The sequence below is a fragment of the Streptomyces sp. NPDC005752 genome (assembly GCF_040630715.1).
Classification (GTDB): domain Bacteria; phylum Actinomycetota; class Actinomycetes; order Streptomycetales; family Streptomycetaceae; genus Streptomyces.
In genome coordinates, this window is record NZ_JBEXYB010000010.1 from 41,897 (window position 1) to 62,336 (window position 20,440).

At 71.3% G+C, this 20,440-nt stretch carries 20 protein-coding genes and 1 tRNA gene; 10 read left to right on the forward strand and 11 right to left on the reverse strand.

The window, feature by feature from the left end; translation table 11 throughout:
- Nucleotides 1-26: 26 nt before the first annotated feature.
- Complete coding sequence (gene hutU / locus ABZ441_RS10680; protein WP_358970736.1) at nucleotides 27-1,691, reverse strand: urocanate hydratase; 1,665 nt, start codon at nucleotides 1,689-1,691, stop codon at nucleotides 27-29.
- A 325-nt stretch (nucleotides 1,692-2,016) separates the two neighbouring features.
- Here hutU and ABZ441_RS10685 point away from each other — a divergent pair, with 325 nt between their 5' ends.
- From ABZ441_RS10685 to ABZ441_RS10700, 4 genes are all read left to right on the forward strand, one after another.
- Nucleotides 2,017-2,421, forward strand: a complete 405-nt coding sequence (locus ABZ441_RS10685; RefSeq protein WP_358970739.1) for a hypothetical protein — start codon at nucleotides 2,017-2,019, stop codon at nucleotides 2,419-2,421.
- Nucleotides 2,418-3,224 (forward strand): helix-turn-helix domain-containing protein, encoded by an 807-nt coding sequence (locus ABZ441_RS10690; protein WP_358970742.1) that lies wholly within the window; start codon nucleotides 2,418-2,420, stop codon nucleotides 3,222-3,224. Before ABZ441_RS10685 ends, ABZ441_RS10690 begins: the two co-directional genes overlap by 4 nt.
- A gap of 38 nt (nucleotides 3,225-3,262) precedes the next feature.
- Nucleotides 3,263-3,727: a roadblock/LC7 domain-containing protein gene (locus ABZ441_RS10695; protein ID WP_358970745.1), complete on the forward strand. Its 465-nt coding sequence runs from the start codon at nucleotides 3,263-3,265 to the stop codon at nucleotides 3,725-3,727.
- Between the two features lie 125 nt (nucleotides 3,728-3,852).
- A complete protein-coding gene (locus ABZ441_RS10700) occupies nucleotides 3,853-4,227 on the forward strand; it encodes a hypothetical protein (protein WP_205022813.1) in 375 nt (124 codons plus the stop codon).
- Nucleotides 4,228-4,470: 243 nt separating this feature from the next.
- Here ABZ441_RS10700 and ABZ441_RS10705 read toward each other — a convergent pair whose 3' ends face one another.
- On the reverse strand, nucleotides 4,471-5,319 hold the full coding sequence (locus ABZ441_RS10705; RefSeq protein ID WP_358970749.1) for a MurR/RpiR family transcriptional regulator: 849 nt from the start codon (nucleotides 5,317-5,319) through the stop codon (nucleotides 4,471-4,473).
- 177 nt (nucleotides 5,320-5,496) lie between these two features.
- Between ABZ441_RS10705 and ABZ441_RS10710 the strand changes: the two genes are divergently transcribed.
- Nucleotides 5,497-6,078, forward strand: a complete 582-nt coding sequence (locus ABZ441_RS10710; RefSeq protein WP_358970752.1) for a thioredoxin domain-containing protein — start codon at nucleotides 5,497-5,499, stop codon at nucleotides 6,076-6,078.
- 22 nt (nucleotides 6,079-6,100) lie between these two features.
- Here the strand turns inward: ABZ441_RS10710 and ABZ441_RS10715 are convergent, their stop codons facing one another.
- Complete coding sequence (locus ABZ441_RS10715) at nucleotides 6,101-6,898, reverse strand: SAM-dependent methyltransferase (RefSeq protein WP_358970755.1); 798 nt, start codon at nucleotides 6,896-6,898, stop codon at nucleotides 6,101-6,103.
- Between the two features lie 113 nt (nucleotides 6,899-7,011).
- A complete protein-coding gene (locus ABZ441_RS10720; protein ID WP_358970758.1) occupies nucleotides 7,012-7,815 on the reverse strand; it encodes a maleylpyruvate isomerase family mycothiol-dependent enzyme in 804 nt (267 codons plus the stop codon).
- A 146-nt stretch (nucleotides 7,816-7,961) separates the two neighbouring features.
- Here ABZ441_RS10720 and ABZ441_RS10725 point away from each other — a divergent pair, with 146 nt between their 5' ends.
- Nucleotides 7,962-8,393 carry a hypothetical protein gene (locus tag ABZ441_RS10725; protein WP_358970761.1) on the forward strand — a complete coding sequence of 144 codons (432 nt, stop codon included), beginning with the start codon at nucleotides 7,962-7,964 and terminating at the stop codon, nucleotides 8,391-8,393.
- Between the two features lie 301 nt (nucleotides 8,394-8,694).
- Here ABZ441_RS10725 and ABZ441_RS10730 read toward each other — a convergent pair whose 3' ends face one another.
- Nucleotides 8,695-10,098: a cystathionine beta-synthase gene (locus tag ABZ441_RS10730; RefSeq protein WP_358970765.1), complete on the reverse strand. Its 1,404-nt coding sequence runs from the start codon at nucleotides 10,096-10,098 to the stop codon at nucleotides 8,695-8,697.
- A gap of 155 nt (nucleotides 10,099-10,253) precedes the next feature.
- On the opposite strand from ABZ441_RS10730, the gene ABZ441_RS10735 reads away from it, so the two are divergent.
- The 3 genes from ABZ441_RS10735 to ABZ441_RS10745 all read left to right on the forward strand — a co-directional run bounded on the left by ABZ441_RS10735 (nucleotide 10,254) and on the right by ABZ441_RS10745 (nucleotide 13,938).
- Nucleotides 10,254-11,330, forward strand: coding sequence for an SGNH/GDSL hydrolase family protein (locus ABZ441_RS10735; RefSeq protein WP_358971127.1), 1,077 nt, complete (start codon nucleotides 10,254-10,256; stop codon nucleotides 11,328-11,330).
- A gap of 120 nt (nucleotides 11,331-11,450) precedes the next feature.
- Entirely contained in the window at nucleotides 11,451-12,671 is a 1,221-nt protein-coding gene (locus ABZ441_RS10740) for an acetyl-CoA C-acetyltransferase (protein WP_358970767.1), read from the forward strand.
- Between the two features lie 421 nt (nucleotides 12,672-13,092).
- On the forward strand, nucleotides 13,093-13,938 hold the full coding sequence (locus ABZ441_RS10745) for a hypothetical protein (protein ID WP_358970769.1): 846 nt from the start codon (nucleotides 13,093-13,095) through the stop codon (nucleotides 13,936-13,938).
- On the opposite strand, the gene ABZ441_RS10750 is transcribed toward ABZ441_RS10745, so the two are convergent.
- The gene (locus ABZ441_RS10750; protein WP_358970771.1) at nucleotides 13,935-14,264 is read right to left on the reverse strand and encodes a hypothetical protein; all 330 of its coding nucleotides are present in this window, start codon (nucleotides 14,262-14,264) and stop codon (nucleotides 13,935-13,937) included. The genes ABZ441_RS10745 and ABZ441_RS10750 overlap by 4 nt on opposite strands.
- 100 nt (nucleotides 14,265-14,364) lie before the next feature.
- Here ABZ441_RS10750 and ABZ441_RS10755 point away from each other — a divergent pair, with 100 nt between their 5' ends.
- Nucleotides 14,365-14,595, forward strand: a complete 231-nt coding sequence (locus tag ABZ441_RS10755; protein ID WP_358970773.1) for a DUF4287 domain-containing protein — start codon at nucleotides 14,365-14,367, stop codon at nucleotides 14,593-14,595.
- An 82-nt stretch (nucleotides 14,596-14,677) separates the two neighbouring features.
- Here the strand turns inward: ABZ441_RS10755 and ABZ441_RS10760 are convergent, their stop codons facing one another.
- From ABZ441_RS10760 to ABZ441_RS10780, 5 genes are all read right to left on the reverse strand, one after another.
- On the reverse strand, nucleotides 14,678-15,565 hold the full coding sequence (locus ABZ441_RS10760) for a Bax inhibitor-1/YccA family protein (RefSeq protein ID WP_358970774.1): 888 nt from the start codon (nucleotides 15,563-15,565) through the stop codon (nucleotides 14,678-14,680).
- A gap of 297 nt (nucleotides 15,566-15,862) precedes the next feature.
- Nucleotides 15,863-15,946, reverse strand: a tRNA-Leu gene (locus tag ABZ441_RS10765).
- Nucleotides 15,947-16,197: 251 nt separating this feature from the next.
- A complete protein-coding gene (locus ABZ441_RS10770) occupies nucleotides 16,198-18,603 on the reverse strand; it encodes a glycoside hydrolase family 2 protein (RefSeq protein ID WP_358970777.1) in 2,406 nt (801 codons plus the stop codon).
- Nucleotides 18,600-19,493 carry an ATP-binding cassette domain-containing protein gene (locus ABZ441_RS10775; RefSeq protein ID WP_358970780.1) on the reverse strand — a complete coding sequence of 298 codons (894 nt, stop codon included), beginning with the start codon at nucleotides 19,491-19,493 and terminating at the stop codon, nucleotides 18,600-18,602. The genes ABZ441_RS10770 and ABZ441_RS10775 overlap by 4 nt, the downstream gene beginning before the upstream one ends.
- Entirely contained in the window at nucleotides 19,493-20,437 is a 945-nt protein-coding gene (locus tag ABZ441_RS10780; protein WP_358970783.1) for an ABC transporter ATP-binding protein, read from the reverse strand. Before ABZ441_RS10780 ends, ABZ441_RS10775 begins: the two co-directional genes overlap by 1 nt.
- Between the last annotated feature and the right edge of the window lie 3 nt (nucleotides 20,438-20,440).

Genomic DNA, 20,440 nt, shown 5'->3' on the forward strand with positions numbered 1-20,440 from the left:
CCCCGGGCCGTCGTTCACCGCGCCGGTCAACGGACTTCGTCCTCCGCCATCGGGACCCGCACGCCCTTGTCCGCGGCGACGGACTCCGCGATGTCGTAGCCCGCGTCGACATGCCGGATGACGCCCATCCCGGGGTCGTTCGTCAGCACCCGCCGGATCTTCTCGCCCGCGAGCGCCGTGCCGTCCGCGACCGAGACCTGCCCCGCGTGGATCGAGCGCCCCATTCCGACACCGCCCCCGTGGTGCAGCGACACCCAGGACGCGCCCGAGGCCACGTTGACCATGGCGTTGAGCAACGGCCAGTCCGCGATCGCGTCCGAGCCGTCCAGCATGGCCTCGGTCTCGCGGTAGGGCGACGCGACCGACCCGCAGTCCAGGTGGTCACGCCCGATGGCCAGGGGCGCGGCGAGCTCCCCGCTCGCCACCATGTCGTTGAACCGCTCACCGGCCTTGTCGCGTTCGCCGTAGCCGAGCCAGCAGATCCGGGCCGGCAGTCCCTGGAAGTGGACCCGCTCACCGGCCATCTTGATCCAGCGGTGCAGTGACTCGTTCTCCGGGAAGAGTTCGAGCAGCGCCTTGTCCGTCTTGTGGATGTCCGAGGCCTCGCCCGACAGCGCCGCCCACCGGAAGGGGCCCTTGCCCTCGCAGAAGAGCGGCCGGATGTAGGCGGGCACGAAGCCCGGGAAGTCGAACGCCCGCGCGTATCCGGCGAGCTGGGCCTCGCCGCGGATCGAGTTGCCGTAGTCGAAGACCTCGGCCCCCGCGTCCATGAAGCCGACCATCGCCTCGACGTGCGCGGCCATCGACTCGCGGGCGCGCAGGGTGAAGTCCGCGGGCTTCTCGGCCGCGTAGGAGGCCATGTCGTCGAAGTCGACGCCGACGGGCAGATAGGCGAGAGGGTCGTGGGCGCTGGTCTGGTCGGTGACGATGTCGACGGGTGCGCCCTCGGCGAGCATCCGGGGCAGCAGCTCCGCGGCGTTGCCGAGCAGGCCGATGGAGAGCGGGCGCCGTGCGTCGCGGGCCTCGACCGCCAACTGGAGGGCGTGTTCGAGGGAGTCGGCACGGACGTCCAGGAAGCGGTGCTCGATGCGGCGCTCGATGGCGCGAGGGTCGACGTCGATGCAGAGGGCCACACCGTCGTTCATCGTGACGGCCAGCGGCTGGGCACCGCCCATGCCGCCGAGTCCGGCCGTCAGTGTGATGGTCCCCGCCAGTGTCCCGCCGAAGCGCTTCGCGGCGACCGCGGCGAAGGTCTCGTAGGTGCCCTGGAGGATGCCCTGGGTCCCGATGTAGATCCAGGAGCCCGCGGTCATCTGCCCGTACATGGTGAGCCCGAGGGCCTCCAGGCGTCGGAACTCCTCCCAGTTCGCCCAGTCGCCCACCAGGTTGGAGTTGGCGATCAGGACGCGCGGCGCCCACTCGTGGGTCTGCATGACGCCGACCGGCCGCCCCGACTGGACCAGCATCGTCTCGTCCTGCTTGAGCGTCCGCAGCGTAAGGACCATGGCGTCGAAGGAGCGCCAGTCACGGGCGGCCTTGCCCGTGCCGCCGTAGACCACGAGCTTGTCGGGGTGCTCGGCGACCTCGGGGTCGAGGTTGTTCTGCAGCATGCGGAGGGCGGCTTCCTGCTGCCATCCCAGGGCGCTCAGTTCCGTACCGCGCGGTGCCCGTACGGGGCGGGGTCCTGACATGGGGGATGCCTCCTCGCGTCTGTGACTCTCCTATTCACATCCTGTCCGTCTGAATACTCCTAGTCAACAGGTCGGGGCGGCTCCGAATCCGGACCGGCCGTCGACCGGCGGCCGCACGTGGCCCCGCGGCGGACGAGGACGGGCGGGAACGGCCGCGGACGGACGTCCGCCGGACACGTTCCGGCCGGTTCCGCGCCTCCACCTGCCGCCCTGTACACGGCCCGCCGCATGTACCTGTGGAAAATGCCAGAACTCCCACCAGGCGCGCACACGTTGCGTAGCCTCTCCATTACATCCGTACACCACGTCGGGAGGGGAGTCCGAGTTGCCCGGAATCGACGAGTGCCTGGTCGAGGTCATGAGGCTGCCCGGTGCCCGGGGTGCCGCGGTGGTCGACTGGACCAGCGGTCTCGCGCTCGGCACCGTCGGCGAGTCGCCCAACGGCGATCACGAGGCGACTGCCGCCGAGACGGCGGAGGTGGCGAGGATGGCCGCGGAACAACCGGTGTTCGCCCAGGCGGACGCGCCCACCGGCGCACCGGGCCCACCCGCCCCCGCCGTCGAGGACGTCATCGTCACCACGGCTCCCGGCTACCACATCCTCCGTTTCGTCCGGACGGACTTCGACAGCAGCGTCTTCCTCCACCTCTGGCTGGACCGCGCGGAAGGCAACCTCGCCCTGGCACGCATACGGCTCGGCGAGATGGCGGAGCGGCTGGTCCTGGCATGAGCCCCTCCGTCACCGCCCGGCCCGGCTTACCCGAACAGGCAACCCCTTCACCGATGTTGCAGCGGCTCGCGGCGGAGCGCGCGACCGGCGCGCTGATGCGCGACCGCGGCACCCTGTATCTGGCCGACGGCCAGGTCGTCCACGCGGAGAGCCCCGCGACCCCCGGAATCGACGTCCTGCTCACCGCGGGCGGGGCCCTGCGCTCCGAGGGCTGGTGGGACGCGGTCGCCCAGGCGGGTGCCGGACAGCGGGTCGGCCGTTACCTCGTGGACAGCGGCCGGGTCCCCGGCGGCGCGCTGGAGCTCTGCCACCTGGGCGCCCTGTACGACGCGGCCTTCTTCGCACTGGCCCCCACGCACACACCGGCCCGCTTCCGCTACGGGGTCTCGCACTGGATCGGCCCCGTCCGTCCCGTGCCCGTCCACTCCGTCCAGCGCGAGACGCTCCGGCGCCGGGAGCTCCTGGACCGGATCTGGCCGGACGCGCTCACCGACAGCGCGCCGCTCGCCCCGACCACCCACCGGGTGGACGCCCCGGTCCCCCCGCGCCAGCGCCGTGTCCTGGATCTGGTGAACGGCGAGCGCACGGCGACGGACATCGCCCAGGAGCTGGGCCGCTCGGCCTTCCACACCCTGGTCGACCTCCGCCGGCTGACCGCCGCCGGACTGGTCGAAGCGGTCCGCCCGGCCGCCGCCGGGTCCGCATCGGTGTCCGGGCGGAGCCGTATCGCGCTGCCCGAGGTCACGGCCGACCCCGACGTCGCCCTGTTGCGCCGGCTCAGAGACGCATTGGAGGCACTGTGATACGCGCGCTCAGACAGCGTGCCGGGAGGAGACAGCTGATGGTGCCCGAGGCAGAGGTACGGGATGTCCTCGACGAGCTCCAGCGGTTACGTGCCCGGGTTCCGCTCCTGACCGGCGCACTGGCCGCCAGCACCGACGGCCTGGTCGTCGCCCACGACACCCCGGGGATCGAAGCCGAGGGCGTCGCCGCGCTGACAGCCGCCGCGCTCGGTGTCTCGATCCGGATGGCCGACGCCACCGGACGAGGAGACTTCCGGGAACTCCTCGTCCGCGGCGAGAACGGCTACATCGCCACCTACGCGGCGGGCTCCTCCGCCGTCCTCACACTGCTGGCCGAGGACCGGATCAATGTGGGCCGCCTCCACCTCGAAGGACGCCGCGCGGGCGCACGCATCGGCGAAGTGGTGGACGCCGCGCAGTCCGGCGCCGACCGCCCCGTGCCGCCTCCACACACACAGCAGTCCCGGGCCCTGCCCCGCCGCACCACACCGGATCCCACGTGACACCCGAATCCGGCGACGCACCCGCCACGAGCGGACAGCGCACCGGCCGGCAGCGCACCACTCGGCAACGCACCACCCAGCAACGGACCGGCCACCGGGCCGGCCAGGGAAAGGAAACGAGCACTATGGGCAACACCGAAACGTCACTGAAGAACGCGATGGCGTCGATCGAGGGCACCGTCGGTGTCGCACTCGTCGACTACACCAGCGGCATGGCACTGGGCACACTCGGCGGAGGCAAGGAGTTCAACCTGGAGGTCGCGGCGGCCGGCAACACGGACGTCGTCCGGGCGAAGCTCCGGACCATGGAGCACCTGGGCATCAAGGATGAGATCGAGGACATCCTGATCACCCTCGGCACCCAGTACCACCTGATCAGGCTGCTCAAGACCCGTGGCGGCAACGGCCTGTTCCTCTACCTCGTGCTGGACGGCGGCAGAGCCAACCTCGCGATGGCGCGCCACCAGCTGCGGAAGATCGAAGCGGAACTGGAAGTCTGACCCGGAGTGCTCACCGGCGGTGACGCCGCGCCCGACGGGTGCGGCGTCACCCGCCATGGGTCCGGTCGTCCGGCAGGCCGCCATCCGCGTGCCCGTGGCGGCACGCTCCACCCGGTCATCATTTCGGCGACGGTGCGGCCCCGGCCGTCACGAGCCCGCCGGCACACGGCCGTACGTACGCGCTCGCGACCGCCGCGAGGAACGGCCCGACGGCACCGCCCCTCCCGGCCACCGCGACTGCGGCTACTCGACGAACAGCCCCCGCGCGGCGGCCCTCGCGTCGAACTCCTCGAGCCGGGCCTGTGCCTCGGGCAGTCCGTCGCACATGGCCTCCAGCAGCGCCCGCCCCAGCAGCATCGGCGCACACGCGGTGTCGAAGGCCAGCCCGGTCCCCACTGCGGCCGGGATCAGCAGATCGCTGTGGGCCGCCACCGGGGCGAACGCCGAGTCGGCCACGGTCACGACGGTCAGACCCTGCTCACGCGCGTATGCCAGCGCGTCCACGGCCTCACGCGGGTGCCGTGGAAGTGCGAAGCACATCAGGGCACTCGCGCCGGCCCGCCTGGCAGCGTCGATGCGGTCGTGCAGCATGCTGCCGCCCTCGTCGACGACCCGTACGTCCGGGTGCACCTTGGCCGCGAAGTATCCGAACCCCCGGGCCTGCGAGGACGCGGCCCGCAGCCCGAGGACGATCAGGGGCCTGGACCCGGCGAGCAGCCGCCCGGCCCGCTCCACCGGGGCCGGATCGGCGAGCAGGTCGGACAACTGCCGCAGATTCTCGATCTCGGCCCGCACCGCCTGCTGGTACTCGTTGAGACTGTCCTCCACACCGCCCCCGCCGGCCGTTCCGGCAGGCGTGACCTCCCGCAGGTGTCTGCGCAGCGCGGGGTACCCGTCGAAGCCGAGCGCCACGGCGAAGCGGGTGACGGACGGCTGGCTGACCCCGGCCAGCTCGGCCAGCTCCACACTCGACAGGAACGGGGCGTCGACGGCCCGCCGCACCATGGAGTGCGCGATCCGCCGCTGGGTGGGCGTGAGCCGCCGCCCCTCGAAGAGCCGCTGCAACCGCGCAGCCGGGCTGCTCCCGCTCATGCTGTCCCCTCCAGGGATCCGTCGGACTGTCGGACCGGTCCGACACCGAGAAATCCATTCAGCCAGCCGTCGGTCTGCATGTCCATATACAGCCCACGGTCCGGACACGGCCGCGGCCGGCGTGCCGGGCGGGTCCCTCGCATTGCGGGACCGCTCCCCTCTGCCGACCCTGGGATCATGATCCCAGCCAATACGAGAGGGCCGGGCGGCGTCATCGTCCGCTACGGCGACACCGATGCCGCGCACGTGCTGAGCGTCTACGCCGATCTGCGGTGCCCCTACTGCAAGCGCATGGAGCTGGGCCTCGGAGCCGTGATGGAGCGCGCCGCCGACGAGGGCAGATTCGCGGTGGACCACCATTTCGGCACGTTCATCGACGACTCCGCGGGCGGCAGCGGCTCCCTGGAGGCACTGGCCGCGCTGGGAGCCGCAGCCGACGAGGGACAGAAGCCGTTCATGCTCTTCCTGCGGGCGCTGTACGCCGATCAGCCCAGCGAGGACGTCGACGCCTTCGCCGACCGGGACTTCCTGCTGCGGCTGGCCGGCGAGGTCGAGGCCCTGCACACCGACGCCTTCCGGCAGAAGGTCATGGAGCGCACCTACCTGCCCTGGGCGGCCCAGGTGGCGGCGGCGTTCGAAACGAGCGGCGTACGGTCCACACCCACGGTCCTCATCGACCGGGTCCCGGTCCCCGTCATCAACTCCCTGGGTTACGCGGTCACGCCCGAGGCCTTCCTCGCCGAGGTGGCCGCCGGGTGAGGACCGGTCCGGCCGTCGGCCGTCAGGCCTTGCGCGCGACCCCGCTGAACATGGCCACCTCGTCCGGCAGGCCGTGGCCGTCCGGCTCGGCGCGCCACCGGCTGCACGAGACCACTCCGGGCTCGAGGAGTTCCAGACCGTCGAAGAACCGGGTGACGTCGGCGGGAGTCCGCTGTGTCAGCCTGGGCGTGCCGTTCTCGTTCCAGAACGCGACGGCCGCGTCCACGTCGGGCATCGACGGGTCGGTGATCGTGTGGGAGAGGACGAGGTGGCTCCCGGACGGCAGGGCGTCCATGAGCCGGCGGACGAGACCGTACGCCTCGTCGTCGTCCTCGATGAAGATGACCACGCCGAGCAGGACGAGTGCGACCGGCCGGCTGAGGTCCAGGGTCTTCGCCGCGTGCTCCAGGATGACGTCGACGTTGCGCAGGTCCTCGTCGAGGTAGTCGGTCCTGCCCTCCGGCGTACTGGTGAGCAGCGCGCGCGCATGGGCGAGCACCAGCGGGTCGTTGTCGACGTAGACGATGCGGGACTCCGGTGCCAGCCGCTGGGCGACCTCGTGGGTGTTGTCCGCCGTCGGCAGGCCGGTGCCTATGTCGAGGAACTGCCGGACCCCGAGGTCCGAGACCAGATGGCGCACCGCCCGCCCCAGGAACAGCCGGTCCGCCTGCGCGTAGTCGCCGATGCCCGGGTGCAGCGTACGTATGTGGTCACCGGCCGCCTGGTCGACCGGGTAGTTGTCCTTGCCGCCCAGCCAGTAGTTCCAGATCCGGGCGGTGTGCGGCTGCGACGTGTTGATCCGGTCCGCCTGTTCGGGCACTGGTCCTCCTGGTGGAGTTGAGCTGGCGCATCGTCAACACGCAGCCTACAGAGCTTTGTTGAGCCTCCCGGCCGGGCAGGGCAGGGCAGGCCGACACGGTGTACCGGCGGTTGTCAGAACACGACACGGGCCGCCGTCAGGGCGGCCTGGGCCCCCAGCTCGCCCTCCAGCTCCAAGCGGCCTCGCGCGGGCCGCCCCGACAGGTGCCTGGCGAAGTCGACCGCGTCCGCGTGGAGCGTGGCCGCGGGGGTGCCGATGCCCAGCAGACGGCGCCCGCCCGCCGGCCCGTGGAGGTCGATCTCCACCGCAGGACCCGTCCAGGCGAGGGCCAGGTCCAGCACCACCTGGTCCACGATCTCCCGGTCGTGCCCGTCGAGGACCGGCTCGGCCCCGGTGGCGTCCGCGAGGTCCATACGGTGCATCCAGGTGTCGCGGACCACGAGGACGTTGCCGAGGTAGTCCACCGAGTCGTCAGGCAGGGCCTTCGCCTCCGGATAGAGCAGGCTCAGCCGTGTCCTGCGCCGTACCGCCGCGGGCACGCGGCGCAGGGCGATCAGGCCCTGGGGCGCGAAGTGGGCCAGGGCTCCGATCAGTTCCCTCCCCGGGACGGCCTTCCGGTCCTCGATCTGGACCTCGTTGTGCCCGTCGAGCCGGCCGAGCCGCGGATGGGTCCGCGCGGCCCGCCGGATCCGGCGGACGGCGACCCAGGGGCGCGGCAGTTCCTCGTACTGGCCGACGGTATGGGCGAGCATGTCCCGGACCGTCCAGCCGGTGCAGACGGTCGGGCGTCGCCAGTCCTCGTCGGAGAGCTCACGGAACGTCGAGAGCGTCGCCCGCAGCTCCGCCTCGTTGACCCGGCGCGCCCTCACCCCGTACGTGCGGGGGATGGCACGGGCGGACGTGGTCGTGGTGGCCATGAGCGCCTCCCGTCTTCCGGCAACAACGCTACGCCGCCGGGGCACGGCCCGCCCTGCGCGGGAACCTCCGGAACAGGGGGGCTGACCCCACAACAGGGGGGCTAACCCCACTGACGCGGAAGCCCGGGGTTCGTAACGTGAAGCGCATGGAAGCCCGTGACCCTGAGCTCAGGCGAGAGCTGGACGCCACCCTGAAGGCCCGCAGCGAGCTGGGGCCGGAGTACGAGTCCGCGCTCATCGACTCGTTCCTGGAGAAGGTCGACCAGCGGCTGGCCGGGACGCACGGCCAAGGGGCGTACGACCGGCAGACGATGCGGCACCTCGCCGAACGACGGACGGCCGCCGCCCGGGGCGGTCAGCGGCCCGCCGGGCCGGCCGGGGCCTTCGGGGAGCGCTTCGGCTTCGCGGCCGTATCGCTGGTCCTGGCCATTCCCCTGTCCGCGATCGGCGTCGCGAACGCCGGGATCGACGGGCTCGTGGTGGCCTGGCTGGGAATCTTCGGCGTGAACGCCGTGCACGCCGCACGCGTGTGGCCGTGGACCCCGAGGAGGCGGACCTCACCCCACCGGGACGACTGAGAGGGACGGCAGCGGCGGGACCCTCCGCGCGCGTGGATGGTCGCGGGGACCGCCGCACCCCCGGTCACCCGGGGGGCGGGACGACGGCGGTCCCCGCGAGGGACGCGGTACCCGGGTCAGGGCCGGATGTCGCGTCCGGGCGACGGTGGAGGTCCGGGAGCCGCTCCGTAGTCCGTGTCGCCGTATGTGGTGCCAGCGGGTTTCCCTGCCGACACCCATTACTCTGCCGGAGCCGTGTTAAGCCGGTGCTGCGTCGACGTGTCGCGCTCGTACCGTTTTCACGAAGCCCCGGGAACCGCGCTCACTGCTTCGGGGCGGCGTCCCTCGCCAGGAAGGCCAGCAGGTCCTGCCTGCTCACGACGCCCGTGGGCTTGCCCTCGACGAGGACGATCGCCGCGTCGGCACCGTTCGTGCCGCCGAGCACGGCCATCAGGTCCTCGACCGGCTCCCCCGAGCCGACCTGCGGCAGCGGGGCCGACATGTGCTTCTCCAGCGGGTCGGTCAGTGTGGCCCGCCGGGTGAACAGCGCGTCCAGGAGTTCACGCTCCACGACGGAGCCGATGACCTCGGCGGCCATCACGTCGGGGTGCCCGGCGCCCGGCTTCACGATCGGCATCTGGGAGACGCCGTACTCCCGCAGGACGTCGATGGCCTCGCCGACCGTCTCCTCGGGGTGCATGTGGACGAGGGAGGGCAGCGGCCCCTCCTTGAAGTCGAGGACGGCGCCGACCCGCGCGGACGGGCCGGTGTCCTCGAGGAAGCCGTAGTCGGCCATCCACTCGTCGTTGAAGATCTTGCTCATGTAGCCGCGGCCGCTGTCCGGCAGCAGGACGACCACCACGTCGTCGGGGCCGAGGCGCTTGGCGACCTCGAGGGCCGCGACGACCGCCATGCCGCAGGAACCGCCGACGAGCAGCCCTTCCTCCTTGGCGAGGCGGCGGGTCATCTGGAAGGAGTCCTTGTCCGAGACCGCGACGATCTCGTCCGTGACCGTACGGTCGTAGGCGCTCGGCCAGAAGTCCTCGCCGACCCCCTCCACGAGGTACGGGCGTCCGGATCCGCCGGAGTAGACGGAACCCTCCGGATCCGCGCCGACGACCTGTACGCGGTTCTCGCTGGCCTCCTTGAGGTAGCGGCCCGTACCGCTGATCGTGCCGCCCGTGCCGACGCCGGTGACGAAGTGGGTGATCCGCCCCTCCGTCTGCTCCCAGAGCTCGGGACCCGTCGTCTCGTAGTGCGAGCGCGGGTTGTTGGGGTTGGAGTACTGGTCGGGCTTCCAGGCCCCCGGCGTCTCGCGGACCAGGCGGTCGGAGACGTTGTAGTACGAGTCCGGGTGATCCGGGTCAACGGCCGTCGGGCAGACGACGACCTCCGCCCCGTACGCGCGCAGCACGTTGATCTTGTCCGTGGACACCTTGTCGGGGCAGACGAAGATGCACTTGTAGCCCTTCTGCTGGGCGACGATGGCGAGGCCGACGCCCGTGTTGCCGCTGGTCGGCTCCACGATCGTGCCGCCGGGCAGGAGCTCACCGCTCTCCTCGGCCGCCTCGATCATGCGCAGCGCGATGCGGTCCTTGACCGACCCGCCGGGGTTGAAGTACTCGACCTTGGCCAGGACCGTCGCCTGAATGCCTGCCGACACATTGCGCAGCCTGACCAGCGGGGTGTTGCCGACAAGACTGATCATCGAATCGTGGAATTGCACCGTGTACTCCGGGGTCTCCGAGATGGTCAGGCAAGAGTATGCGTACGGGCAGGAGATTGGACGAAGCGATTGAGTAACGCCCTCCACGGGGCAGGTAGTGCTGTGTACGGCTGTGCGGCACGGAGGAGGTGGACCGGACTGTGTCGAGAGCGAGGGTGGCACGGCGGATCGCGGCGGGCGCGGCCTACGGGGGCGGCAGCGTCGGACTGATCGGGGCCGCGACCGTGGGTCTGGTGATGGCCGAGGTGCAGTTGGCGAAACGGCAGGTGGGCGGTGGCAAGGCACCGGTCCCGCCGAGCGCCGACGGACGGTACGGGGTGGCCTTCGCCGGCCCCTCGCACCCGCTGCGCTTCGTGATGCTGGGTGACTCCACGGCGGCGGGCCAGGGGGTGCGCAGGGCCGGTCAGACGCCGGGGGCACTGCTGGCGTCCGGGCTGGCCGCGGTCGCCGAGCGGCCGGTGGATCTTCGGAACGTGGCCCTGCCCGGTGCCCGGTCGGACGACCTGGAGCGGCAGGTGTCCCTGGTGGTGGCGGATCCCTCGGGGGTGCCGGACGTCTGCGTGATCATGATCGGTGCGAACGACGTGACCCACCGGATGCCCGCGACGCTGTCGGTGCGCTGCCTGAGCACGGCCGTACGGAGGCTGCGCACGGCCGGCGCGGAGGTGGTCGTCGGCACCTGCCCGGACCTGGGCACGATCGAGCCGGTGTACCAGCCGTTGCGGTGGCTCGCCAGGCGGGTGAGCCGGCAGCTGGCCGCGGCCCAGACGATCGGCGCGGTGGAACAGGGCGGACGGACGGTCTCGCTGGGTGATCTGCTCGGCCCCGAGTTCGAGGCGAACCCCCGGGAGCTCTTCGGCCCCGACAACTACCACCCGTCGGCCGAGGGGTACGCGACCGCCTCGATGGCGATGCTGCCGACCCTGTGCGCATCCCTCGGCCTGTGGCCGGAGTCCGACCGGCTGGACGGCTCGCGCCACGAGGGCATGCTGCCTGTCGCGAAGGCGGCCTCCAGGGCGGCGCGGGAGGCGGGCACCGAGGTGACGGCGGCACGCGCACCATGGGCCCTGCTCAAGCACCGCAGGCGCCGGCGCCTGCCCGCCCACACGGAACCGGTGCCGCACGAGGACGGGGGGACGGGCACGGACGACGGGCCGCCGCGCGGACACGGGTCCGGGGCGACGGGCATGACCGCGGCGTTCCTCCGCCGGAGGAACAATGCGGGCGACTGAGCGGTTGCTTAGAAAAGAGGTCCGCATCACATCGCCTGTCGGGTGACCTCAGCTATACGTCCGGGTAACTTCCAAGGCAGCCCAGCCTTTCCTGCCTTCCAGCCCTCATGGAGCCGCGTGATGCCCGAAGCCGTGATCGTCTCTGCTGCCCGTTCGCCGATCGGCCGGGCCTTCAAGGGGTCCCTCAAGGACCTGCGCTCGGACGACCTGACCGCGACCATCATCCAGACCGCGCTGGCCAAGGTCCCCGAGCTCGACCCCAGGGACATCGACGACCTGATGCTCGGCTGCGGCCTCCCCGGCGGCGAGCAGGGCAACAACCTGGGCCGCATCATCGCCGTACAGATGGGCATGGACCACCTGCCCGGTTGCACGGTCACGCGTTACTGCTCGTCCTCGCTCCAGACCAGCCGCATGGCGCTGCACGCCATCAAGGCCGGAGAGGGCGACGTGTTCATCTCCGCCGGTGTCGAGATGGTGTCCCGGTTCGCGAAGGGCAACTCCGACAGCCTGCCGGACACGCACAACCCGCTCTTCGCCGACGCCGAGGCCCGCACGGCGGCCCGCGCCGAGGAGTCCGGGACGAGCTGGACCGACCCGCGCGAGGAGGGCCTGGTCCCCGACGCGTACATCTCGATGGGGCAGACCGCCGAGAACCTCGCCCGGATCAAGGGCGTCACCCGCCAGGACATGGACGAGTTCGGCGTGCGGTCGCAGAACCTCGCCGAGGAAGCCCTCAAGAACGGCTTCTGGGAGCGCGAGATCACTCCCGTGACCACGCCGGACGGCACGGTCGTCTCGAAGGACGACGGCCCCCGCGCGGGCGTCACCCTGGAGGGCGTGCAGGGCCTGAAGCCCGCGTTCCGCCCCGACGGACTCGTCACCGCGGCCAACTGCTGTCCGCTCAACGACGGCGCCGCCGCGCTCGTGATCATGTCGGACACCAAGGCGCGCGAGCTGGGCCTGACCCCGCTGGCCCGGATCGTCTCGACCGGCGTCTCCGGCCTGTCCCCCGAGATCATGGGCTACGGGCCGGTCGAGGCCAGCAAGCAGGCGCTGAAGCGCGCCGGGCTGACCGTCGACGACATCGATCTGGCCGAGATCAACGAGGCGTTCGCCGCCCAGGTCATCCCGTCCTACCGGGACCTCGGCCTGCCGCTCGACAAGGTCAACGTCAACGGCGGCGCGATCGCCGTGGGCCACCCCTTCGGCATGACCGGCGCCCGCATCACCGGCACGCTGATCAACAGCCTGGAGTTCCACGACAAGCAGTTCGGCCTCGAGACGATGTGCGTGGGCGGTGGCCAGGGCATGGCCATGGTCATCGAGCGGCTGAGCTGAGCCGGAGCGGAGGGTAGGGGTCGTCCGAGGAACGAGGGCGGCACCTGCCCGCAGCGGAGGCGAAGCCCAGCGCGACCATCAGCACGGAGCGGCTGAGCTGAGCCGGAGCGGAGCGTGGGGGACCCCCGGCCGAAGGCCGGGGCGGACCGCCCGGAGCGGACGCGCTTCCGGGCGCCTGCGCCCGCCCCGCCCTCCCGCGCGAGGGCCCGCTCGAACCGGCCCGAGGTCCGATCGTGACCGAATCTCCCCCAGGATGTGATCTGCATCCCGGGGGAGAGTCGTTTTCGCAGGTCACACCAGCCACAGGACTAAACACCGGGCCCAAAGTCCTGTCCAATTCGTGACGTAATGCACTGACAGCAGGTGTCGGCACAGGACAAGCTGATGTAGGAAGTCGGGGGTGTCGATTGAAACCGGGAGTATGTCAGTGAGCGCCATGCCGTTTGCCCTGTTGCTGACCACCGCCGCTGCCACGGCCGTCGGCGCCGCCGCTCTGCACGCTGTTCACGGGCTGCGCAAGCAGGTCACAGCCCTGCGCACGGAGCTGGCGGAAGGACGAAGCCTTCTCGCGACCGTGCCCGAACAGCAGAACCGGAACTCCGGCACACCCGCCGAGGAGATACGCGCGGCGGTCGCCGACGCACTCGCCGAGGAGCGGGAGCGTGAACTCGCCGAGGCCCGCGCCTTCTGGGCGGCCCAGGAGGCGCGCGACGCCGCCGACGCCCCGTCACTGCTGGGCGGGCTCGGCGAAGACGTCCCGTTCTTCATGCCCCGGCAGGCGGACTTCGCCGGCCTGGAGGCGATGGACCTCGAAGCCACCGAGGCCCTGGACGAGCTGGCCGAGCTCACCGACATGCCCGAGGTGGTCGAGTACGCGGAGTTCGCCGAGGACTCCCCCGAGCTGGCCGCGGCCCGTCGCCGCCACCCGTCGCACCCGGACTTCGTCCCCGTACAGACACCCGTGGTCACCGACCATGAGCGTACCGTGAACCGGCTGGAGCGGCTCGCCGATACCGCTACGGAACTCACGGACGTGCGCCCCGGCCCCCTTGGGACGCTCGATGTGTACGTCTTCGCCGACGGCACCACACTCTGCATGACCCCGGGCCACCGGGAGACCGCCGAGCGGCTCGCCGACTCGCTGCGCTCCGGTGAACAGCCGGTACTGCTGGGCGGTTCCGGGGTCTCCGGCGCCTACGCGCTGACGTTCTCGTGCGGCAGGGAGAACGTCTACATCCTCGCCGACCGCGTCATCGCCTCGTTCTAGCGCGGCCCGGGTGCGAACGCCCGCCCCGCCGCCTCCTCGACACGAAGCACGGCCTCGTCCAGCTCCTGGGACGAGGCCGTTTCCAGTGCCACGGCCAGGTCCCGGCCCGCGACCGCGAGCTGGTCACCGACGGCGAATATCCCGACGTCCGGCATGATCCTCGGCTCCCGGTCCGGCGCTTCGGCGCGCTGGGCCCGGGCGGACAGCTCCCTGGCCGTCACCAGCGCCTCCGCGGCCACGCCGCGCTGCAGCCGGCTCTGCGGGGTGCTCCGCAGGCGGTCGGCGAATCGGTCCACGGCAGTGATCAGGGGAGTCGTATCGAGCACGCCGTGACCCTACGCGCCCCCACCGGATGGTTGCCAACGCCGCGGCGCTCGGGCACGGTGTCGGGAAGGAAAAGCAACGCGTACTGCGTCGGAGGCGCCGATGTCCCAAGTCTTCTCCGAAGAAACCCATCGCAACCTGCTCTCCCGTATCCCCCACTGCACCGGTCGCGACATCGCGGACTGGCTCCGCACCGTCGACGAAGGTCCCTCTCTCTTCCGCTTCGAGGAGAAGGTCAGCTGGCTGCGGAGCGAACACGACCTCACCTACGGCCACGCCAAGGCGATCATCCACGAGTACGACCTGAGACGGGCCGCCCGCAAGCTCGCCTGAGGCACGGCAACCTCCCCGCGACATGCGGAACGGCCCGCAGGCAGGGCCTGCGGGCCGTTCCGTCGTCGTCGCGCCTACGGGGTCAGTCGTCCCCGTTGAGGATGGAGAGCAGACGCAGCATCTCCAGGTAGATCCACACCAGGGTCAGGGTGAGGCCGAAGGCCGCCAGCCATGCCTCCTCGCGCGGTGCGCCGAAGTTGACGCCGTCCTCGACCTGCTTGAAGTCCAGGGCCAGGAAGCACGCGCCGAGGATGATGCCGATGACTCCGAAGAGGATGCCGAGGCCGCCGCTGCGGAAGCCCAGGCCGTCACCGCCGCCGAACACGGAGAACAGCAGGTTGACCATCATCAGGAGCACGAAGCCCATGGCCGCGGCCATCACGAAGCCGTAGAAACGGCGCGTGACACGGATCCAGCGCATCTTGTACGCGATGAGGACGCCGGCGAAGACACACATGGTGCCCATCACGGCCTGCATCACCGTGCCGGGGCTGATGTAGGTGCTGACCGCGCTGGAGATCACTCCGAGGAAGACACCCTCGAAGGCCGCGTACGCGAGGATGACCGCCGGCGAGGCCTTGCGCTTGAACGACTGGACCATCGCGAGGACGAACGCCACCAGGGCGGCGCCGATGGCGATGCCGTACGACGTGCCGAGATTGGCCTCGTCGACCGGCAGCAGTGCCCAGGAGAGCGCCGCGGTGAGCACCACGGTGCCCAGCGTCATCGCCGTGCGCGTGACGACGTCGTCGATCGTCATCGCCCCGGAGCGCGCCGGCGCCTGCGGGGCGCCGTACTGGGTGTCCTGCTGGGCGTAGGGGTTCGTGGCGTACGGGTTGGCGGCGGTGCCCTGCGCGTACGGGTTGGCACCCGCTGCGGGGGCCCCGGCCTGCGGCACCGCGTTGAAGCCCGCGTGGCCGTTGTCGCGGCTGAACCCCCGTCGCGAGAAGACCGGGTTGCTGCTCCTCATTTCACTCCTCCATGGCCACCGTGCGCGGCCTTGCGTCAAGAGTAATGGGTAGGCAAAACAATCACCCTAGTGCCAGAGGAGGATCTTTGCGGAAGCCGGAGGCCCCGGCGCCTCCGGCACGGGTACGGAACCCTCGTACCCCCGGGGCGGCCCGGTGAAAAGCGGGCCGGGCCGCCGGAAGCGGGCCGGCGCACGGCAGGACCTCGTCACCCACCGTGTTCGCCCCATGAATAAAATCGCATCCCGGAACGGCTTCCGTTCCTCCGGACCTCACGCACCCACGCCCCTGCGAGCGCGTGCCCGGAGCCGGACTCGAACCGGCACGCCCCCGAGGAGGCAGCGAGGTTTAAGCTCGCCGTGTCTGCATTCCACCACCCGGGCGTGGGCGCGCGGCTCCGCGTTTGGCACATGACCCTATCCGTGGGTCTCCCTCCAACAGCGGAACATCCACTCGATGTTGTCTTATTTTATTGATCGTGTGAGGGTCCGTCAGACACCTGCCACCGCATCAGCACAAGCCCTGCCCGGCCGAGGGGGACGAACCCCGGCAAACGGGAATGACGGAAACTCGACGCACCGGTACGGTCCCCCGCGCCATGGGTCGCGCCACCGCCCGCCAGGACCCCGCCACCTCATCCGTCGACGGTGTCGTTGACGCAGCGCAGGACGGGCCGTGAGCCCAGCGCCCCGGGGTCCTTCAACACCGCGCCCGTGACGTGGAAGGCGGCGCTCTCGCCGGGCAGCAGGGTGACGAGCATGTCGTCGACCTCCGCCGCGGGATCCAGCCGGTCGGGGAAGAGCGCGAGGTCGCGCAGCAGCGTCCGCGCGGTCACCGTGACCCGGTAGCCGATCCCGGATTCGTCACCCTGGGTGACTGCGACGTCGTACCGCGCCGGCGGCAGCGCGAGACGGGTGTCCTCCTCGTAGAACTCGACCGTCCGCAGCTCGCCCAGTTCCGCCACCAGCACCTCGCGGGTGCTCTGTTCCGGCACGGCCACCGAGGCCGGCAGGGGCACACGGGTGACGCCGCGGGCGGCGGTGCCCACCGCGACCGTCTCCTCGGCCAGGACGGCACCGTCCAGGGAGCGCCGGGTCAGCCGCAGGGTGCCCTCCCAGAGGCGGGCGGAGTCGTTCACCAGGTGCAGGGCACCGTCCCGTACGGCCATGAGCCGGTCCGCGTACGCCCTGCGCAGGGCGTACCACAGCGGCTTGCGGCGGCCGTCGCCGTCCACCGCCGACCAGGACACGACCGGCCAGCAGTCGTTGAGCTGCCAGACGACCGAGCCCGTGCAGTACGGGCTGTGCGAGCGGAAGTGGCGGATGCCGAAGGCGACCGCGCGGGCCTGGTTCAGCTGGGTGAGCCAGTGCCAGTCGTCGAAGGACGCGGGCTGCGGGAGATGGTCGCCCAGGCCGCGCAGCAGCTTCGCGTCGCCGTCCTGCGCCTTCTGGTGATGGGAGATCAGCGGGGCGTCCCGGCGCAGCGGACCGCTGACGGCTCGGCGCAGGGTGGCATACGCGGGCGGGCCCTGGAAGCCGAACTCCGCCACGAAGCGGTGCGCGGTGTCGGCGTAGTGCGTGTAGTCGACCCGGTTCCACACCTCCCACAGGTGGACCGTGCCCAGGGCGGGGTCGTTCGGGGGCAGCTCCGGGGAACCGGAGTAGGGCGACCCCGGCCAGTAGGGACGGGTGGGGTCGGTCTCGGCACACAGTGCGGGCAGGAGTTCGTGGTAGTAGCCGTGGCCCCAGGTGCGGCCCTCCAGCTTGTCCTGCCACCCCCAGTCGGCGTGGCCCTCCAGGTTCTCGTTGTTGCCGCACCACAGCACCAGAGAGGGGTGCGGGGCGAGCCGGACGAGGTTCTCGCGGGCCTCGGCGGCCACCTCGTCGTACAGCGGCTGTTCCTCCGGGTAGGCGGCGCAGGCGAACGGGAAGTCCTGCCAGACCAGCAGCCCCTTCTCGTCGCACAGCTCGTAGAAGTCGTCGCTCTCGTAGAGGCCGCCGCCCCAGACGCGGACCAGGTTGACGCCCGCGGCGACCGCCTGGTCGAGACGGTCGGAGATCCGCTGCCGGGTGACCCGCGCCGGGAAGCAGTCGTCGGGGATCCAGTTCACCCCGCGTACGAAGACGGGCTCGTCGTTGACGGAGACGCGGAACGCCTCGCGCTCCAGGCCGACGCCCCGGAAGCCCGTCCTGCCGTTCCACGCGTCGTCACCGAGGCGGACGGTGACGTCGTACAGCGGCTGCTCGCCGTGGCTGTGCGGCCACCAGCGCGCGGCTCCGGGCACGGAGAGGGCGACGGCGGCGCGGTCCGCACCGGCCGGGACGGTGAACACGGCCCGTTCGCCGGCCACCTCCACCGAAGCCTCCAGGGGTCCGCCCCCTGACCGGTCGGCGTCGAGGGTCAGCGAGAGGCGCGGCACCCCGTCCCCGTCGAGGTCGGCGAGGACCTTCACCCCGGCGATGCGCGGACCCGTCCAGGACTCCAGCGCGACCGGGCGCCAGATGCCGGAGGTGACCAGAGTGGGGCCCCAGTCCCAGCCGAAGTTGCAGGCCATCTTCCGGATGAAGGCGTACGGCTCGGCGTAGGCGCCGGGCCGGTCGCCGAGCTTGTCCCGCAGTGCCTCGGCATAGGTGTACGGGGCGGTGAAGCGTACGACGAGGGTGTTGGGGCCCTCGCGCAGCAGCGGCCGTACGGGGAAGCGGTAGCCGCGGTGCTGGTTGGCGGTGGAGCCGACCTCGGTGCCGTTGAGCAGGACCGTGGCGACGGTGTCGAGGCCGTCGAAGCACAGGTCGGTGAACTCGTTCCCGTCGTCCGCCCACGTGAAGTCGGTGCGGTACGTCCAGTCGGTGCGGCCGATCCAGCCGAGCCGGGTCTCGTTGTCGTCGAGGTAGGGGTCGTCGATCAGTCCGGCTGCCAGCAGGTCGGTGTGGACACAGCCGGGCACGTCCGCGGGGACGCCGCCCGTGGGGAGAGCCGGCGGTACGGGGCCGTCGGCGGTGAGCGTCCAGCCGTCGTGGAGGGGCAGGTGGCGAGGGGTCACGCGGGGGTCCTTCCGCAGTCGGGGAGTCCGGCGCAGGCGACGAAGTGGTCGGGCTCGGTCTCGTACAGGTCGGTGTCCCGCGCCCCGCCCTCGTGGAAGGCGCAGGCCTCCACGGGTACGGCGGAGGTCCAGGGCTGGTTCAGCCGGGGCACCGCGGCCAGGAGCGTGCGGGTGTAGGGGTGGAGGGGGTTGCCGAAGACCTTCTGCGTGTCGCCGCGTTCGACGACACGGCCGCCGCGCAGCACCACCGTCCTCTCGGCGAGGTAGGTGCCGAGCGAGAGGTCGTGGGTGATGTAGAGGACGCCGAGGCCGCGTTCCTTGAGGCCGGCGAGGAGGTTGAGCACGTCGATGCGGGTGGAGGCGTCGAGCATGCTGGTGATCTCGTCGGCGACCAGGAAGCGCAGGTCGAGCAGGAGGGCGCGGGCGATGAGCAGGCGCTGGAGCTGTCCGCCGCTGAGCTGGTGCGGGTAGCGGCCGAGCACCTGCCCGGGGTCCAGGCGCACGTCGCGCACCGCCGCCTCCACGCGCTCGGCCCAGTCCTTGTCGGAGACGCCCGGGTGGTAGGCGCGGCGGACGAGTGCGAAGACGCGGTCGGCCTTGAAGACGGGGTTGTAGCAGCTGAACGGGTCCTGGAAGACGCCCTGGACCCGGCGGTAGAAGTCCTTGCCCGGCCGGACCCGCTCGCCGTCCAGGGTGAGGCTGCCCGCGCTGACGTGGGTGAGCCCCAGGACCATGCGGCCGATGGTGGACTTGCCGCTGCCGCTCTCGCCGATGAGCGAGACGAGTTCGCCGGGAGCCACCTCGAAGGACACCCGGTCCACGGCGGTGACGGAGCCGCCGCCGAAGGCGCCGGCCCGGAAGGTCTTGGTGACACGGTCGAGGGTCAGCATCAGGCCGCCTTCCAGCATGCGACGGTGTGGCGGGGGGCTACCTCGACGACCGGCGGTTCCTCGGCGCACCCGCTGTCGGCGATCGGGCAGCGGTCACGGAAGCGGCAGCCCGCCGGAGGGTTCAGCAGAGAGGGCGGGGAGCCCTGGATGCCGCTGAGCGGCTTGTCCTTGTGACGGGCGCCCACCTGGGGCAGCGAGCCGATCAGCATCTTCGTGTACGGGTGGCGGGGTCCGGTCGTGAGCGCCTTCGTGGGGGCCTTCTCGGCGAGCTTGCCCGCGTACATCACCATGATCGAGTCGGCGATGTGCGAGGTCAGTCCGAGGTCGTGGGTCACGAAGATCATGCTGGTGACCAGGCCCTTGTCGCGGAGCCCCGTGAGGGCGCCCACGACGGCCTGCTGGTTGGAGACGTCAAGGGCCGAGGTGACCTCGTCGGCGACGAGGACGGACGGGTCGAGCAGCGTGGAGATCACCATGACGGTGCGCTGCTTCATGCCTCCGGACAGCTCGATCGGGTAGCGGTCCAGGACGTCGGGTTCCAGGCCGACCAGGGCGAGCCGCCGGTGGAGTTCGTCCGTGTCGACGGCGACGCCGCGTGAGGCGAGGAGCTCGCGGATCATGCGGCCGATGCGGCGGGTCGGGTTGAGCGCGCTCATGGAGTACTGCGGGACGAGCGAGATCTTGTGGAAGCGGTAGGCGTTCATGGCACGGTCGTCGGACAGCGGCAGTTCGTCGCCGTCCAGCGTCACCGTGCCGCCCGCGTGCCTCATCCGGCCGTCGAGCCGGATGAGGGACTTGCCCAGGGTCGTCTTGCCGCAGCCGGACTCGCCCGCCAGGCCGAGGATCTCGCCGTCCGCCAGGTCGAAGCCGACGCCGTCCAGGGCCCGGACCTCGCCGCGCAGCGTGCGGTAGTGGACCCGCAGGTCGTTGACGGTCAGGGTCATGTC